General features: G+C 72.4%; 13 protein-coding genes and 2 riboswitches. Of the genes, 5 read left to right on the top strand and 8 right to left on the bottom strand.

All coding sequences use genetic code 11. From position 1 onward, the window contains the following. Window positions 1–3: 3 nt before the first annotated feature. Genes ACZ6ZP_RS23410 through ACZ6ZP_RS23425 form a run of 4 tightly spaced genes read right to left on the bottom strand, consistent with a single transcriptional unit; the run spans window position 4 to window position 3,842 of the window. A complete protein-coding gene (locus ACZ6ZP_RS23410; RefSeq protein ID WP_351164216.1) occupies window positions 4–459 on the bottom strand; it encodes a MaoC family dehydratase in 456 nt (151 codons plus the stop codon). Beyond that, window positions 456–2,030, bottom strand: a complete 1,575-nt coding sequence (locus ACZ6ZP_RS23415) for an acyl-CoA synthetase (protein WP_469408227.1) — start codon at window positions 2,028–2,030, stop codon at window positions 456–458. The genes ACZ6ZP_RS23410 and ACZ6ZP_RS23415 overlap by 4 nt, the downstream gene beginning before the upstream one ends. A gap of 10 nt (window positions 2,031–2,040) precedes the next feature. Beyond that, complete coding sequence (locus ACZ6ZP_RS23420) at window positions 2,041–2,913, bottom strand: amidohydrolase family protein (RefSeq protein WP_469408379.1); 873 nt, start codon at window positions 2,911–2,913, stop codon at window positions 2,041–2,043. Between the two features lie 5 nt (window positions 2,914–2,918). Beyond that, window positions 2,919–3,842 (bottom strand): SDR family NAD(P)-dependent oxidoreductase, encoded by a 924-nt coding sequence (locus ACZ6ZP_RS23425; RefSeq protein WP_366464404.1) that lies wholly within the window; start codon window positions 3,840–3,842, stop codon window positions 2,919–2,921. Window positions 3,843–4,092: 250 nt separating this feature from the next. Between ACZ6ZP_RS23425 and ACZ6ZP_RS23430 the strand changes: the two genes are divergently transcribed. Then, a complete protein-coding gene (locus tag ACZ6ZP_RS23430; RefSeq protein WP_351164475.1) occupies window positions 4,093–4,518 on the top strand; it encodes a MarR family winged helix-turn-helix transcriptional regulator in 426 nt (141 codons plus the stop codon). A gap of 21 nt (window positions 4,519–4,539) precedes the next feature. On the opposite strand, the gene ACZ6ZP_RS23435 is transcribed toward ACZ6ZP_RS23430, so the two are convergent. After that, the gene (locus ACZ6ZP_RS23435) at window positions 4,540–7,653 is read right to left on the bottom strand and encodes an NACHT domain-containing protein (RefSeq protein ID WP_469408228.1); all 3,114 of its coding nucleotides are present in this window, start codon (window positions 7,651–7,653) and stop codon (window positions 4,540–4,542) included. A gap of 101 nt (window positions 7,654–7,754) precedes the next feature. Beyond that, the gene (gene metE, locus ACZ6ZP_RS23440) at window positions 7,755–10,076 is read right to left on the bottom strand and encodes a 5-methyltetrahydropteroyltriglutamate--homocysteine S-methyltransferase (protein ID WP_469408229.1); all 2,322 of its coding nucleotides are present in this window, start codon (window positions 10,074–10,076) and stop codon (window positions 7,755–7,757) included. 158 nt (window positions 10,077–10,234) lie between these two features. After that, window positions 10,235–10,452, bottom strand: a riboswitch (cobalamin riboswitch). A 254-nt stretch (window positions 10,453–10,706) separates the two neighbouring features. Further along, a riboswitch (cobalamin riboswitch) is annotated at window positions 10,707–10,890 on the top strand. A gap of 30 nt (window positions 10,891–10,920) precedes the next feature. Here metE and ACZ6ZP_RS23445 point away from each other — a divergent pair. From ACZ6ZP_RS23445 to ACZ6ZP_RS23460, 4 genes are read left to right on the top strand one after another with little or no spacing between them, the layout of a single operon-like run. Continuing rightward, the gene (locus ACZ6ZP_RS23445; protein WP_469408230.1) at window positions 10,921–11,676 is read left to right on the top strand and encodes an energy-coupling factor ABC transporter permease; all 756 of its coding nucleotides are present in this window, start codon (window positions 10,921–10,923) and stop codon (window positions 11,674–11,676) included. Next, the gene (locus ACZ6ZP_RS23450) at window positions 11,676–12,086 is read left to right on the top strand and encodes an energy-coupling factor ABC transporter substrate-binding protein (protein ID WP_469408231.1); all 411 of its coding nucleotides are present in this window, start codon (window positions 11,676–11,678) and stop codon (window positions 12,084–12,086) included. The genes ACZ6ZP_RS23445 and ACZ6ZP_RS23450 overlap by 1 nt, the downstream gene beginning before the upstream one ends. Window positions 12,087–12,092: 6 nt before the next feature. Continuing rightward, window positions 12,093–12,842 (top strand): cobalt ECF transporter T component CbiQ, encoded by a 750-nt coding sequence (gene cbiQ / locus ACZ6ZP_RS23455; protein ID WP_469408232.1) that lies wholly within the window; start codon window positions 12,093–12,095, stop codon window positions 12,840–12,842. Then, window positions 12,839–13,720, top strand: a complete 882-nt coding sequence (locus tag ACZ6ZP_RS23460; protein WP_469408233.1) for an energy-coupling factor ABC transporter ATP-binding protein — start codon at window positions 12,839–12,841, stop codon at window positions 13,718–13,720. The genes cbiQ and ACZ6ZP_RS23460 overlap by 4 nt, the downstream gene beginning before the upstream one ends. Here the strand turns inward: ACZ6ZP_RS23460 and ACZ6ZP_RS23465 are convergent. Both ACZ6ZP_RS23465 and ACZ6ZP_RS23470 read right to left on the bottom strand, forming a co-directional pair. Next, on the bottom strand, window positions 13,709–14,974 hold the full coding sequence (locus ACZ6ZP_RS23465) for an MDR family MFS transporter (protein WP_469408382.1): 1,266 nt from the start codon (window positions 14,972–14,974) through the stop codon (window positions 13,709–13,711). The genes ACZ6ZP_RS23460 and ACZ6ZP_RS23465 overlap by 12 nt on opposite strands. Window positions 14,975–14,994: 20 nt before the next feature. Further along, entirely contained in the window at window positions 14,995–16,824 is a 1,830-nt protein-coding gene (locus ACZ6ZP_RS23470) for an ABC transporter permease subunit (protein WP_469408235.1), read from the bottom strand. Between the last annotated feature and the right edge of the window lie 6 nt (window positions 16,825–16,830).

The raw sequence follows: 16,830 nt of genomic DNA on the forward strand, positions 1-16,830 counted from the left end.
TCCTCAGGCGTAGAAGCGGGACAGGCTGCGCAGGACGCAGGCGGGCTTGTCGCCGCCCTCGATCTCGACCGTGCCGTCGACGGCGATCTGCACTCCGCCGCGCACCTCGTCGACGGAGGCGAGCGTGGCGCGCAGACGTATCCGGGCGCCGGCCTTCACGGGGGAGGGGAAGCGCACCTTGTCCAGGCCGTAGTTGACCTTCGTGGTGACGCCCTGGACGTCGAGGAGATCGGTGAAGAGCGGGATGAAGAGGGAGAGCGTGAGATAGCCGTGCGCGATCGGCGCGCCGAAGGGGCCTTGTGCGGCCTTCTCGGGGTCGGTGTGGATCCACTGGTGGTCGTCGGTCGCGTCGGCGAAGGTGTCGATGCGGCCTTGGCCGACCTCCAGCCAGTCGGTGACGCCGAGTTCGCTTCCGGCGAGGGCGTGCAGTTCGTCAAGTCCGTTGGCGGTGACGGTCATCGGGGTGTCTCTCCTTCAGGTGTGGGTGTCTGTGGGGCGCCGCCGTGGTCGCGGCGCAGGCTGGGCTTGTGGAGCTTCCCGGAGGCGGTGCGCGGCAGTTCGGGCACGCACACCACCGACTTGGGGATCTTGTACTTGGCGAGCCGGCCGGCCAGGAAGCCGAGTACGTCGTCCGGGGCGGGGTCCGTGCCGTCGCGGGGCACGACGACGGCGCGCGGCACCTCGCCCCAGCGCGCGTCCGGCACGCCGATGACGGCGCACTCCACCACGTCGGGGTGGGCGAGCAGCGCGCTCTCGACCTCGGCGGGGTAGATGTTCTCGCCGCCGGAGATGATCATGTCTTTGAGGCGGTCGGCGATGGTGACGAAGCCGTCGGCGTCGACCCGGGCCGCGTCGCCGGTGCGGAACCATCCGTCGGCGAAGACGGCGGCGGTCTCGTCCGGCAACTGCCAGTAGCCGAGCATGACGTGGGGGCCGCGCACCAGGATCTCGCCGGTCTCCCCGGTGGCCGCCGGGCTGAGGTCGGGACGTACGACGCGTACGTCGGTGAAGAAGTGCGGCACCCCGGCCGTGCCCGCCTTGCGCTCCGCGTGCTCGGCGTCGAGATAGAGCGCGCCGGGCGCGGCCTCCGTCATGCCGTACCCCTGCTGGAAGGCGAGCCCGCGCTCCGCGTACGCCTCGATCAGCGGGGTCGGCACGGGAGCCCCGCCGCACATCAGGATCCGCAGCGAGGACAGGTCGGCCGTGTGCCAGGGCGGCTCGCGGGTGAGACGCTCGTACATCGTGGGGACCCCGAACATCGCGCTGACGCCGTGCCGTTCGACCAGGCCGAGGGCTTCGGTGGGGTCGAAGGACTGGACGAGCACGCAGTGGCCGCCCTTGAGGAGCACGGGCAGGGCGAGCATGCCCAGCGCCGCCGCGTGGAAGAGCGGGGCGGAGACCAGGGCCACGGTGTCGGCGGTGAGGTCGGCGTCGACGAGGACGTTGACGGCGTTCCAGGTGAGGTTGGCGTGGGTGAGCATGGCCCCCTTGGGGCGGCCCGTGGTGCCGGAGGTGTACATCAGGAGGCACACGTCGTCCCGGCTGACCGCTTCGTCCAGAGGTTCCTCGACGGACCCGGCTGCCTGGACCAACTCCTCGTACTGCGAGCCCACTTCGACGAAGAGGCCCACCTGTCCCGCTTCGACGAGGAGATCCCCGGGGCCAGCCTCCTGCCGCAGCTCCGCCACGACACCGGCCTGCGCGGGGGAGTGCACCAGCGTGCGGGCGCCCGCGTCGGCCAGTTGGTACGCGAGCTCGGGCGCGGCCAGGCGGGTGTTGAGCGGCACGAAGACCGCGCCGAGTGCTCCTGCCGCGAAGAAGGTCTCCAGGAAGGACGGATGGTTGGGCCCGAGGTAGGCGACCCGGTCCCCGCGCCGGACGCCTCGGGCGCGCAGGGCGTGCGCGAGCCGCAGGACGCGGGAGTGCAGGGCGGCGTACGTGATGGTGCGGCCCTCGTGGGTGAGGGCGGCGCGGTGCGGGGTCTTGCGGGCCCGGCGCGCGGGCCAGGAGCCGAGTCCTTCGTTGCGCATGGCGCCCCCTCTACTTGAGCCCGAGCAGACGGGCGGCGTTCTCCTTGAGGATCTTGGGGCGGACCTCGTCCTTGATCGCCAGCTTCGCGAAGTCGGCGAGCCAGCGGTCGGGGGTGAGCACGGGGAAGTCGGAGCCGAAGAGCACCTTGTCCTTGAGCAAGGTGTTGGCGTAGTGCACGAGTTGGGGCGGGAAGTACTTCGGCGACCACCCCGACAGGTCGATGTGCACGCCCGGCTTGTGCGTGGCGACGGCGAGGGCCTCGTCCTGCCAGGGGAAGGACGGATGCGCCAGGATGATCTTCAGATGGGGGAAGTCGGCGGCGACGTCGTCGACGTGCATCGGGTTCGAGTACTTCAGCCGGATGCCGCCGCCCCCGGGCAGGCCCGCGCCGATGCCGGTCTGCCCGGTGTGGAAGAGGGCGACGCAGCCGCTCTCCTCGATGACCTCGTACAACGCGTAGGCCAGAGCACGGTCGTTGGGGAAGAAGCCCTGGATGCTCGGATGGAACTTGAAGCCCTTCACCCCGTACTCCTGCACGAGCCTGCGGGCCTGTCGCACGCCCGCCTTCCCCCGGAACGGGTCGATGGAGGCGAACGGGATCAGTACGTCGGGGTGGGCGGCGGCGGCCTCGGCGACCTCCTCGTTCGGGACGGGCAGGGTGCCGGTGGCGGACTCGGCGTCCACGGTGAAGACGACGGCGGCCATCTTGCGCTCGCGGTAGTAGGCGGCCATCTCCTGGAGGGTGGGCTTGCGGTTGCGCCCCTCGACCTTGAAGTACGCGCTGGAGGCGGCGTCGAGGTCCTCGTCGAGGGAGGCGTGCCCCTGGGAGGAGACCTCGGCGTGCGTGTGGACGTCGATCGCGGTGAGTTCGGAGAGGTCCAACTCCCTCACGCTCCTGGGATCTTGGGCGCGGGGATGCCGACCGTCTCCGGGGCGCTGCCGACCGAGGTGTGCCAGGCGGCGGCGATGGTCTGCGGTGTCCAGCCGCCGTCCGCGTACGCCACGGACGCCTCCCGCGGATGCGACCACAGGGCGAGCCGGTCGCCGCCGATGCCGACGCACTGCCCGGTCACCTCGCGGGCGAAGCGGGAGGCGAGGAAGGGGACGAGTGCGGCACAGTCGTCGGCCGTCCCGAAGCCCTCGCCCTTGCGCAGGAAGTCCGGCAGCGGCTGCCCCTCCTTCATGGCCTCGATGTACGGGGCGAAGGCGGGGATGGTCTCGGTCATCGCGGTGGCGGCCACCGGCACGATCGCGTTGACGGTGATGCCGGCCCTGGCCAGCTCCATCGACCACGTACGCACCATGGCCGCGATCCCGGCCTTGGCGGCGGCGTAGTTGGTCTGCCCGAAGTTGCCGCGCTGTCCGGCGGGGGAGCCGACCAGGATCAGGCTGCCGCCCTCGCCCTGCTCCCGCATGTGTACGGCGGCGGCGCGGGCGCAGGTGAAGGTGCCGCGCAGGTGGGTGGTGACGACCGCGTCGAAGTCCTCGTCGGTCATCTTCCACAGCACCCGGTCGCGCAGGATTCCTGCGTTGGTCACCATCGCGTCCAGCCGCCCGAACTCCTCGACGGCGCGGGCGACAAGGCGGTCGGCGGCCTCGCCGGTGCCGACGGCGGCAACCTCCGCGACGGCGCGCCCGCCTGCCCCGGTGATGGTCTTGACGGCGCGTTCGGCCGCTTCGGCGTCGACGTCGTTGACGACCACCGACGCGCCGGCGCGAGCGAGGGCACAGGCGTAGGCGAGGCCGAGGCCGCGCCCCGATCCCGTGACGACGGCGACCTTGCCGCGCAGGTCCACGGTGTATGAGTCCAGCACTGGGAAACCCCTTCAACAGGCAGCGAAAGAGAGATGGCAGAAAGGAAGCTAAGACAAACCATTGTTGTCGTCAATGATTGTTTCCAACATCGATATTGCGGCATGCTGGACACTGTCACCGACGACCGCCGATGACCGCCGTACGCCCGCAGAGCACCGATCAGGGAGAGCGCCCCTCATGACCACCAGCCGGAAGACGACCGCCGAGCCCGTGGAGGAAGGGTCCGTCGACGAGGGCGCGCCCTGGATGCGCGGCCTGCACGCCGACGCGGGCTACCTGCTCTACCGCCTCGGCCTGCGCTCGGGGCAGCTCTTCAACGCGGCGCTCCAGAGATCCGGCCTGCGCCTGCGCCACTACGCGCTGTTGCGCTACCTGGCCACGGTGGAAGGCGCGGCCCAGCGCGAACTGAGCCAGGAGCTGGGCTACGACCCCAGCGCGATCGTCGGCCTGGTCGACGACCTGGAACGCCTCGGCTTCGTCGAACGCCGCCCGGCCCCCGACGACCGCCGCCGCCGCATCGTCGCCCTGGCCCCGGCGGGCCACGACTTCCTGCGCGACTCGGACGAGGTGGCCCGAGGCGTCACCGACGAACTCCTGGCCCCGCTGGACCGGGAGGAGCGGGAGACGCTGCACGTGCTGCTGTCCCGGGTGGCCCATACGGGCGGGGGCTGAGGGGTCACTGCTGGGCGGGGATCAGTCCGGATCGCCCATCAGGGCACTCTCTTGACGGTCGAGTTCCGGGCCCGCGGTGTTGCCGGAGTGATTGGTGCGCACGATGGCCATGGTCTGCTCGATCCACGCCTCGCCCGGGTCGTGTCCGATCGCCCGCCATTCGTGGAGCACGCTGCGGAGATAGCGTTCGATGAAGTCCTGGAACTCGGGCTCCGATCCGGGCAGGCTGTGCAGCGCGACATGGAGCGCGACGCGGTGCAGCTCCGAGGGCGGGGCCGGTGCGGAACCCGCGTGCCGGGCGGCCCAGAGCCCCAGCAGGACATGGGCGGCCGAGACGCTGTGATCCTCCCAGTAGCCCGCGAAGTCGGTGACGGCCATGCCGAGCCCGGCCTCGCACAGGGGCTCCAGCGCGTGCTGCAGGACGTCGCGGTCCATGTCGCACAGCAGGTGGGTCTCCCGGCGCCAGGGTTCCTCGTCGCCCCTCATCCAGGAGACGTGCCCACGCTGGTCGCTGCCGGGCTCGATGCCGTACGTCCAGTACGGATCGATCGCGGGGGCGACGGGAGCCGTGCCCGAATCGATGTCGGCCAGCGTGACGCGGACGTCCTTCAACTCCTCCAGCCAGGTGCGCTCCAGGGCGAGTGTGCGCCCGAACGTACGCCAGCCCTCGTACGTGAGCTGAGACTTGAGCAAGGTCGTCAACCGGTTCCAGTGATGCGCGGGCTCCTCCTCGGGAAACAGCTCCCGCCCCTGCACCGGTCGGCCGAGCAGGGCCAGGAGCAGCACCAGGTTCGCGGCCCAGGAGGCGTGCCGGGCCGGTACGGGAGAGTCCGCGGGCCGGTATCCGTCGAAGGCGCGTTCCTGCCTGGCGTGGAGCGCGGAGTGGAAGAGCCGCAGGAGCAGCGGTCGCAGCGCCGAGAGCTGCTCCGTGGGCAGCCGCTTCAGGGACTGGTGGAGGAAGGTGAGGGTGGCGGACCGGACGGAGAGCGCCTGGTAGGAGAGCAGCGCGTGGAGGAACGCGTCGTCGGGGGCGGGAACCCGGACCCGGTGGGCGTCAGCGCGAGCCGCCCTCGCGAGGTCTTCGAGCTCCCGTAGTGCCAGCCGTGCCACCAGGAATTCACCGAAGGTGGAGTGCAGGAACTCGAAGGACCGCAGCCGCACCCCGTCCCGCGACGCCTCCGCGCGGTGGATGAAGAAGAACCGGCCCACGACCACCTGCCCCGGCGTGAGCGCGGCCCGCAGATCGGCGGGACGTGTCGCGGGTGCGCGCTGTGGCAGAAGTACCTCCAGGTCTGCCGTCAGCTCCTCCTCGGTGACCCACTGCCTGCCGCGGTTGACCATGGCGAAAGCGGTCACGGACAGGCACAGCAGCTCGGCCTCCACCGCGTGGGCGAGCTGTTCCTCGGTCAGCCCCGGATCGCTCTTGCTGACCTCTCGTGCCGCGAAGCGGGCCAGGAGCCGTTCGTAGAGGTCGAAGCCCGCGAGTTCTCCGTGCTCGCGCCGGAACGCGTTGTTCTGCGCGTCGTACAGCGCGACCATCAGCAACAGCAGCGGCTGGGAGCCCAGTTCACGCTGCGTCAGCACATGCTCCGGAGACAGGGGCAGCAGGGACTGGTGACGGAAGTACCCCGCGTTGGTCCGGTTCCACAGGTCGAGCCACCGTGTCACCTGCTCGTCGCTGAAGGGCTCAAGGCGTACGGCGATGCCGCCCGGCGAGAGGCGGGCCCGGTCGGCGACCGCCGTACGGCTGGTGACGACCACGGCCAGCGGGCGGCCGTGCGCGGCCTCGCGCTGCTGGAAGGCGGCCACCTTCTGTATGTAGTCGGACTGGCTCACACCGGTGGCCTGGAGGAGTTCGTCGAAGCCGTCGAGCAGGACGACGGGCAGCGCACGGCGCACCGTGCGCGTCACGTCGGGCCAGGCCATGGCCTCCCCGGTGGCGTCGCGGATCGCTGTCTCGATCTGGTCCTGGATCGCCGCGTCCGCGGGTACGGCGGACAGCGGCACCCGTACGACGAGAAAGTCGTCGGCAGGCAGCCGCGCCGCCAGGACGCGGGTCAGCACGGACTTGCCCGACCCCGGCTGCCCCAGGAGCAGGAGCGGCGTCTCCACGGCCTGCGGCGCGGTGAACAGACCCGCCAGATAGCCTTCCAGGTCCTGGTGGACGGGGCGCTCCTCCCACCAGGACTCCTCCGAGAGGCGGTCGGCGGCCCCGAAAGCGGCCACCTTGAAGTCCGGGGAGATGTATCCCGCGCCGAGCGTGGGGACCACCAGGCCCTCGGGAAGGTCCTCCAGGGACAGCAATGGCGCGTTCATCGCCGCCCGCGACGCGCGGTTCAACGCCACGTACCGCTCGGCCGCGACCCGCCCGTCGGCCGCCCTGGCGACCGCTTCCTCCAGGTGCCGCAGCGTGCCTTCGATGCGGCGGACCTCGTGGCGGGTCGCCTGGTGGTCGGTGATGTTGACCCAGACGGCCACCTCGGGGAACTCGGCCGCGAGGCGCCGGTACATGATCTCGTACGCGGATACGGCCCGTCGGGGAGCGGACTCCACCAGGGAGGCCCGCAGCTCCTCCCGCTCCCGCTCCGGTACGGCCTCCCAGGCCGCACAGCCCGACACGTACTCCAGGACCTGATCGGAGAGCCCGCCGTAGAAGCCGCGCAGCGTAACGAGCTCCGACTCGTAGGGACGGTGCGGCGCGGGCATCGGCACCTCGGCGTGCAGCAGCTCGTCCGCGAGGGCCGCGAGCCGCCCGGACTCCGGCGTCCGGCCGGTGGTCATGCGGAGGGCGTCCGCCCTGCCGACACTCAACTCCCGCCCGTCGAAGGGGAGATCGAGTTCCTTGAGCGTGTCGAAGTACGAGGCCAACACCACGACGGCGTGCGCCGCTGCAAGGCGTTGAGTGCGGTCGAACCGGCCGAGGCCGCGCGAGCGCTCCGCGAGGCCGGAGAACAGGGACTGGCTCAGGCGGGCCAGCTCGCCCCGGGCGTCGAACAGGCTCAACGCCAGAGCGGACCCGCCGCCGGTGGCCACCAGGAGCGCGCCGCCGGTCAGCCGGTCGAGGGCCACGAGCGCGGGACTGTCCGCCCCGCCCAGCAGGCGCACCGCGTCCGCGTAACTCATCCCCCTGGGCACCGGTCGCCTCCCAGCTCCGTGACGGAACGGCCAGTGCGTCCATCATGGCGGGCGGGGCGGCCATGCGTCCCCACATGGCCGCCCCGGTCCGCTTGTTCGGGTCAGCGACGCTCGGGCAGTTCCGCCCTCACCTCCCGTGCCGCCGCGACCAGGTTCTCCAGGGAGGCCCGGGTCTCGGGCCAGCCGCGGGTCTTGAGACCGCAGTCCGGGTTCACCCACAGCCGTTCGGCGGGGATGGCCTCAAGTCCCTTGCGCAGCAGGGCCGCCGCCTCCTGCGCGCTCGGTACGCGCGGGGAGTGGATGTCGTACACGCCGGGACCCGCCTCGCGCGGGTAGCCGTGCTCGGCCAGTTCGCGGGCCACCTGCATGTGCGAGCGGGCGGCCTCCAGGCTGATGACGTCGGCGTCGAGGTCGTCGATGGCCTGGACGATGTCGCCGAACTCCGCGTAGCACATGTGCGTGTGGATCTGGGTGTCCGGGCGTACGCCGCTGGTGGTGAGGCGGAAGGACTCCGTGGCCCACTCCAGGTACGCGGGGTGCTCGGCGGCGCGCAGCGGCAGGGTCTCGCGCAGTGCGGGCTCGTCGACCTGGATGACCGAAGTGCCCGCCGTCTCCAGGTCGTCGACCTCGTCGCGCAGGGCGAGGGCGACCTGGCGCGCGGTGTCGCCGAGCGGCTGGTCGTCGCGGACGAAGGACCAGGCGAGCATGGTGACGGGACCGGTGAGCATGCCCTTGACGGGACGGTCGGTGAGGGAGTTGGCGTACGAGGTCCAGCGCACCGTCATCGGCTCGGGCCGCGAGATGTCCCCTGCCAGGACCGGCGGGCGCACATAGCGGGTGCCGTAGGACTGGACCCAGCCGTGTTGTGTGGCGAGGTAGCCGGTGAGCTGCTCGGCGAAGTACTGCACCATGTCGTTGCGTTCGGGCTCGCCGTGCACCAGGACGTCGATGCCCGCCTTCTCCTGGAAGGCCAGGACCTCGCGGATCTCGTTCTTGATGCGCTCCTCGTACCCGGCGGTGTCGATACGTCCCGCACGCAAGTCGGCCCGTGCCGTGCGCAGTTCGGCGGTCTGCGGGAACGAGCCGATGGTGGTCGTGGGCAGCTGCGGCAGGCCCAGCCGCGTCCGCTGGGCCGCCGCCCGCTCCGGGTAGGCATGTGCGCGGCGGGCGTCGGTTTCGGTGACGGCGGCGACGCGGGAGCGTACGGCCGGGTCGTGGGTGAGGGCGGAGCCCGAGCGGGACGCCAAGTCGGCGCGGTTGGCCGACAGTTCGGCCGCGATGGCGCCCGTGCCCTGTGCCAGGCCGCGGGCAAGGGTGGCGATCTCGGCGGTCTTCTGGTGGGCGAAGGCCAGCCAGCGGGCGATCTGCGGGTCGATGTCCCGCTCGGCGGTGGAGTCCAGCGGGACGTGCAGCAGGGAGCAGGACGCGGAGACGTCGACCCGGTCGGCGAGGCCCAGGAGCGTGCCCAGGGTGGACAGCGACTTCTCCAGGTCGTTGATCCAGATGTTGCGGCCGTTGACGACGCCCGCGACAAGACGCTTGCCGGGCAGACCGCCGACGGCGGCGAGGTCCTGGAGCTGGCTGGCGGCGGCCTCGGTGAAGTCCAGGGCGAGGCCGTCGACCGGTGCCTTGGCGAGCACCGGAAGCGCCTCGCCGAGCCTGCCGAAGTAGGAGCCGACCAGGAGCTTCGGGCGGTCGGTGAGGGCGCCCAGGTCGCGGTAGGCGCGCGCGGCGGCGTTGAGTTCGGCCGGGGTGCGGTCCTGGACCAGGGCGGGCTCGTCGAGCTGCACCCACTCGGCGCCCGCGGCGCGCAGGTCGGCGAGGACCTCGGCGTACACGGGAAGCAGACGGTCCAGGAGGGTGAGCGGCTCGAAGCCGGCGGCCACGCCGGGCGCGGGCTTGGCGAGCAGCAGATAGGTGACCGGGCCGACGAGGACCGGGCGGGCCGCGAGGCCGAGCGCGATCGCCTCCTTCAGCTCGGCGACCTGCTTGGCCGAGTCGGCGGTGAAGACGGTGTCCGGGCCCAGCTCCGGTACGAGGTAGTGGTAGTTGGTGTCGAACCACTTGGTCATCTCCAGCGGCGCCACGTCCTGGGTGCCGCGGGCCATCGCGAAGTATCCGTCGAGCGGATCGGTGTCGACGGCCTCGCGGTGCCGCTGGGGGACCGCGCCGACCATGACGCTGGTGTCCAGGACGTGGTCGTAGTACGAGAAGTCGCCGGTCGGCACTTCGTCGATGCCGGCGTCGGCCAGATGCCGCCAGGTGGACCGGCGCAGCTGCGCCGCGGTGTCCCGGAGGGCGTCGGCGGTGACGCGGCCCTTCCAGTACCCCTCGACGGCCTTCTTCAGTTCCCGGTCGGGGCCCTGGCGGGGGTAGCCGTACACGGTGGACCGTGCTGCCGCGGCTGCGGACTTCGCTGTCACGGAAATCTCCTTCGCGAGATGACTCCTGAGCATCCCGGGGACGGGACACGGACGCGAAGGGATGACGGACTGGATGGACCGAACGCGCGCCTGCGGCTGCTCCACCTGATCCGACGCCGACCCGCCCACGAGGTCACCGGGATGTCCGCACGTGAGGGGTCACGTACGGGCAACGGGCAGGTCTTCGGACTCGCGGGCACACCTGCCGAAACAAGTTCCTACTGGCCGTCGCTTCCCGGATCCGCGCTCGGATCCAGTGCTCATGACGGCGGTCGTTCCCACTCACCGCTGCGGGGCAGTCCCGGATTCCCACCGGGTTCCCTCTTACGACGCTCCTGCCTGGCGGACAGGGCGAACCAGCTGCACCGGTCAGGCTAAGGGGTGGTCCGGCCTCTTGGGCAGTACTGATCACATTCCGGACCGTGAGGTGAGACACGGCGGCGGGGCGGTCCGCCATCAGCTCCAGGACCCTCGCGCGATCGATGGCCCCGCCCCTCCTGAACCTCGCGCGTACGGGGCGCGCACGGCCGAGGCACATGGGCTGACCAGGGGCGTACGCCCTGGTCGTGTGCGCTCGCGCGTGCCACAGCCGGGGCGGTCCCGCAAGTTGTCAGGAGGCTCGATCGAGCACTAGGGTCACCACGCCTTGGTGCTCGGGAAATCCGGTGTGATGCCGGTGCGGCCCTCGCCACTGTGATCGGGAAGTCCGGCTCCAGCCCTCGCGGCAGCCACTGGGTGCTCACGCACCCGGGAAGGCGGAGTCCGGTCGGTACGACCCGTCAGCCAGGAGACCGGCCAAGGCGCGTTGTCCATCCACGAGGTGCTGGAGAGGGTCTGCTTAGCCATGCACATAGCCGAGGGTTTCCTCCCGCCGGCGCACGCGATCGCCTGGGGCGTAGCGTCCGCGCCGTTCGTCGTCCACGGAGTCCGCTCCCTGACGCGTGAGGTCAAGGAGCACCCGGAGAGCACCCTGCTCCTGGGCGCATCCGGCGCCTTCACTTTCGTCCTTTCCGCACTGAAGATCCCCTCCGTCACGGGCAGTTGCTCGCACCCGACGGGCACGGGCCTCGGCGCGATCCTGTTCCGGCCGCCGATCATGGCGGTCCTCGGCACCATCACGCTGCTGTTCCAGGCGCTGCTGCTGGCCCACGGCGGGCTCACCACGCTCGGCGCCAACGTGTTCTCCATGGCGATCGTCGGGCCATGGGCCGGATACGCCGTCTACAGCCTCCTGAAGCGGTACGACGTGCCGCTCATGGTCGCCGTGTTCTTCGGCGCCTTCGTCGCCGACCTGTCCACGTACTGCGTCACCAGCGTCCAGCTGGCCCTGGCGTTCCCCGACCCGAGCAGCGGATTCCTCGGCGCCCTGGGCAAGTTCGGCGGCATCTTCGCCGTCACCCAGATCCCGCTGGCCGTCAGCGAGGGCCTGCTCACCGTCGTGGTGATGCGGCTGCTCGTGCAGTCGAGCAAGGGCGAGCTCACGCGGCTCGGCGTCCTGCTGCGGGGCAAGTCGTCAGCGGCCGTGACCGCAGAGAAGAACGTGACGGCAGAGAAGAACGTGACGACGGAGAAGCAGACGGAGACGGGGGCCAGCGCCTGATGAGCCGCAACGCGAAGATCAACACTCTGCTCCTCCTCATCGTCGCCGCGCTCGCCGTGCTGCCGCTGGCGCTCGGTCTCGGCGACGACGAGAAGGAGCCGTTCGCCGGGGCCGACGCCCAGGCCGAGACCGCGATCACCGAGATCGAGCCGGACTACGAACCCTGGTTCTCGCCGCTGTACGAACCCCCCTCCGGGGAGATCGAGTCCGCGCTCTTCGCCCTTCAGGCGGCGCTGGGCGCGGGCGTCCTCGCGTACTACTTCGGTCTGCGCAAGGGACGCCGCCAGGGCGCCGAGCTCGCACTGGCCGAGAAGGCCGCCACAGCCGAGAAGGCCGCCACAGCCGGGAAGGCCGCCACGGAGCGGACCGCCGACGGGGAGAGCGCCCGGGCCGAGACCGAGCAGGTCTGACCCCGCGTGCTGCCCATCGACGCGGCGGCGCACAGCAGTCGCTGGCGCCGCCGCCACCCCGTGGACAAGGCCGTGCTCGGCCTCGGTTTCACCGTCCTCGCCGTCTCTCTGCCGCCCTGGCCGGGTGCCGCCCTGGTCCTGGTCGCCGCGCTCGCCGTACTGCTCGGGCCCGCCGGTGTGCCGCCGCGCAAACTGTGGCGCGCCTACCGCGTGCCGCTCGGCTTCTGCGTCACCGGCGCCCTGACCCTGATCGTGCAACTCGGCGGCCCCGAAGGGTTCGTCACGCTCGCCGACGGCGGCCCCGCACGCGCGGGCGGTCTGCTCCTGCGCACGTCGGCGGCCTCGCTCGGCGTCCTGCTCTTCGCCTTCACCACGCCCATGTCGGACCTGCTGCCCCGCCTGGTGAAGGCGGGCGTACCGGCGCCGGTCGTGGACGTGGCCCTCGTCATGTACCGCATGAGCTTCCTGCTCCTGGACTCCATGAGCAGGATCCGGCAGGCGCAGGCCGCGCGCCTGGGCCACACCACCCGGGCCGCCACCTGGCGTTCGCTGGGCGGCCTCGGCGCCACCGCGTTCGTGCGCGCCTTCGACCGGGCGGGCCGGCTGCAGGCGGGGCTCGCCGGGCGCGGCTACGACGGGACGCTGCGGGTGCTCGTGCCCGACGCCCGGATCTCCCGCGGCTTCGTGGCCGTCAGCGCGGTACTCCTCACGGGCCTGGTGGCCCTCACCCTCGTACTGGAAAGGCTTCTTCCATGAGCGAGCCGAGCGCTCCTCGCGAACCGGGCGAGTCCTTGGTCGCTCTGCGCGCCGCCTCCTACGCCTACGAGGACGGGCCCACCGTGCTCAGCGGCCTGGACTTCGATGTCACCGAGGGGCGCGCTCTCGCGCTGCTCGGGCGCAACGGCAGCGGCAAGACCACCCTCATGCGGCTGCTCAGCGGCGGACTGCGCCCGGACCGGGGCGGATTGACGCTCGGGGGCACGCCCGTGACGTACGACCGCAAGGGCCTGACCCGGCTGCGCACCACCGTTCAGCTGGTCGTCCAGGACCCGGACGACCAGTTGTTCGCCGCCTCGGTCGAGCAGGACGTGTCCTTCGGGCCGCTCAACCTGGGGCTGTCCGATGCCGAGGTGCGGGCACGGGTCGCCGAGGCGCTGACCGCGCTGGACATCAGCGCCCTGGCGGACCGCCCCACCCATCTGCTCTCCTACGGCCAGCGCAAGCGGACGGCCATCGCCGGAGCCGTGGCGATGCGTCCGCGCGTACTGATCCTCGACGAGCCGACCGCCGGGCTCGACCCCGACGGACAGGAACGCCTCCTGACCACGCTGCAAGGCCTGCGGGACGCAGGGACGACGGTGGTCATGGCCACCCATGACGTGGACCTGGCCCTGCGCTGGGCGGACGACGCGGCGCTGCTCACCCCCTCGGGAGTGCGCACGGGGCCGGTCGCGGAGATGCTGGCCCACCGCGACCTCCTGGCACAGGCGGGCCTTCGCCTGCCGTGGGGGATCGCCGTCGCGGAGCTGCTGCGGACCAAGGGCCTGCTGGCCGGGGCGGGCGAAGGGCCGCGCACCCCCGAGGAGTTGGCGGCCCTCACGGCTCCGGCGATGCCCGGCGCGTCAGCCGGCTGACCGGGCCGGGGCCGGGGTGCGGCCGGGCAGGAGCGCCACGGCCAGCAGCGGGACCACGGCGAGCGCGAGCCACGGCACCCAGGGCGGCAGTCCCGCGTCCAGGAGCGAGCCGGTCGCGGCGCTGCCCGCGAGGACGATCAGACCGGACACCGAGGACATGGCGCCGGTGTACAGGCCGAGCCTGCCGTCACGCGTGAGATCGGGGACCCAGGCGCGCGCGGCCGGGGCGACCAGCATCTGCCCGAGCGTGAGCAGGACCACGAACCCGGCGGCGGGCAGCAGCCCGGCCGCACCCGTCCAGGCGGCAGGCCGCGCGAGGGCCACGACGGCGAACCCGACGGAGATGAGCACGAGCCCGGCGGCCATGGAGCGCCGCTGGTCGAGCCGGCCCGCGGCCCAGTGGGTGACCGGCAGCTGCGTGGTCACCACCAGGATCGAGGAGAGGGCGAAGAGCCAGGCAAGCGGCGCCTGTGACCCCGCCGTGCGCTCCACCTCGGCCGGGAGGGCGAGATAGAGCTGGTTGTACGCCAGGAGATAGGCGCCGTACGCCCCGCACACCGCCAGGAAACGCCGGTTGCGCAGCATCTCGCCCACGCCTCCTCGTACGCGGATCCGCTCCCGCCCGGGGATGCGCTGGGGCAGCAGCCACAGGTGCCCGGCCAGGACGAGGACGAAGACCCCGGCCCCGGCCAGGCACACGGTGCGGAAGTCCACGGACAGCAACAGCGCGCCGAGGAGCGGACCGAGGAACGCACCGGCCTGGCCCGCCACGGTGAGCAGGGCCAGGACGCGGGTCCGAGGGCCGCGGCCCTCCTCCTCCCAGAGGACGGCCTGCCGGGCGACCTCGGATTCCACGGCGGGGGAGAACAGGGCGGCGGCGAACCCGATCAGGAGGACCGCCCCGATGACCGACCAGGTTTGTTGCGCGTACCCGAGCCAGGCGAAACCGGCGATCCGCAGCACGCAGCCGCTGAGCACGACCGGCCGTACGCCGTACCGGTCGGTCAGGGCGCCGCCCACGACGAACAGCCCTTGCTGGCTGAACGTCCGCAGGCCGAGCACGAGACCGACCAGCCAGCCCGCCATGCCGATCGCCGCGCCCAGGTGCTCGGCCAGAAAGGGCAGGACGGCGAAGAAGCCGATGTTGAAGGCGAGTTGGGTCAGGATCAGCAGCCGGAGCAGCGGGGACAGGTTCGGCCAGGTCCGCTCGCGGGGCGACCGCTGCCCGGCGCGGGACCGGAGCGTGGCGGGCAGGGGCAGCAGACGTCGACCGCTCACCGGGCGGCCGTCCCTGCCGTGGTCAACTCCCGCTTCACAGGCGGTACGTCGGCTGCGCGGGGCGGGTCTTCGGGCCGCCGCCCGCGCCGCAGCCACCGAGGAATCGGTACGCCGCCCGCCGCCGTCACCGCGAGGGCTCCCAGCAGGGCGAGCGCGGCTGCCGGGGCGAGCAGCGCCCAGGGGGCGCGTTCGGCGTAGGGCTGGTTCTCGGCGAGGAGCAGGCCCCACTCGGGGGACGGCGGCTGGGCGCCGAGGCCGAGGAAGCCGAGGGCTGCCAGGGCCAGCGCGACGCCGGGGAGTCGAAGCAGCGCGTGGCGGGTGACGGGAGGCAGTACCGCGGGCAGCAGATGGTGCCGGAGCTGGTGGCGACGGCCCGCGCCCAGGCTGCGGGTGGCCGTCAAGTGCAGGGTGGCGCGCTCCTGGAGCAGCAGGGCAGCCGTATGGGCGGCCAGGGGGACCCAGGCCACGGAGGCCACCGCGATGGCCGGGGTGGCCGCGCCGCTGCCCGCGACACCGGCGACGAGCAGGCCCGCGAGCGTGGGCGGTATGGCGTTGAGCGTGTCGAGGAGCGGGCCGGAGAACCGGGGCAGGAGGCCGAGCAGGACACCGGCCACCAGGGCGAAGGCGCTGATCCCCAGGGCCAGGGCGAGGGTGTGCAGCGCGCCGTGCCCGACCCGGGCCAGCACATCGCGCCCCAAGGCGTCCGTGCCGAACGGGTGCGCCCAGGACGGCGACTGGAGCCGGGCCGCGGTGTCCAGGGCGAGGGGATCGCGGGCCAGGCTGAGCAGGACGACGCCCAGGAGCAGTCCGCCGTACAGCAGCGGCATCCGGCTCGGCGCGGGTGACGCCGGGCTGTGCAGGGTCGGCAGCGCGCCGTCGCGCAGGGCGGGACCGCTCGTGAACCGGGCCGCGAGGCGGAAGAGGCCGCCCGCCACGGCGGCGAGCAGCACGAGCGCGAGCGTGCCCGCCTGAAGGACGGGCAGATCCTGCGCCACCGCGGCCTGGAGGGTGGTGCGGCCGAGCCCGGGGATGTCGAAGATCTGCTCCACGGCGACCGCGCCGCCGGTCAGGCCCACGACGAACAGGCCGACGTTCGGCAGCAGTCCGGGGACGCAGCGGCGCAGCGCGTGGCAGGCGATGCGTCGACTCGGGATGCCGCGGGCCGCGGCGGCCCGCGCCCACGGCTCGGCGAAGGCACCGGGCAGCAGGTCGTCGATGAGCCGCCCGAGCAGCGCCCCGGCGGGCAGGCCCAGCGAGACCGCGGGCAGTACGAGCCACTGGGGCCCGTACCAGCCGAGGGCTGGCAGCCAGCCCAACTGCACGCCGACCACGGTGGCGAGCACCGACGCGGTCAGGAACTCGGGCAGCGCGGCAAGCATCGCGGCGCCGCCGCGCGAGGTCCGGCGCCCGGAGAGCCGCCGCCGGGAGCCGAGCCACAGCGTGCGGGCGCACACCGCGCCGGCCGTGAGAACGGCCACGGCCAAGGCCACGGACATCAGCAGCAACGACACGCCCAGGGACTGCGCCACGGAGGGCAGGACCGCGTCGCCGGAGATCCACGACCGTCCGGCGTCCCCGCGCAGCAGCCCGCCCGTCCACCGGCCGAGCAGCCGCAACGGGCCGCCGTCCAGGCCGATTTCGCCGCGGACGGCCGCCAGGACCTCGGGGGTGGGGGTGCGCTCCGCGGCCCGGGCCTTGAGCACGGTGAGCGCCGGGTCGGTCCGCGAGAGCCAGGGCAGCAGACCGATCACGCACAGCAGCGCGGCGGCGAGGACCGCGCGCCAGAGCAGCGCCGCCGGCCGGCCGGCGCGGACGAGGCTCCGCACGCCGTC

It is taken from the genome of Streptomyces sp. NPDC054047 (assembly GCF_055585065.1).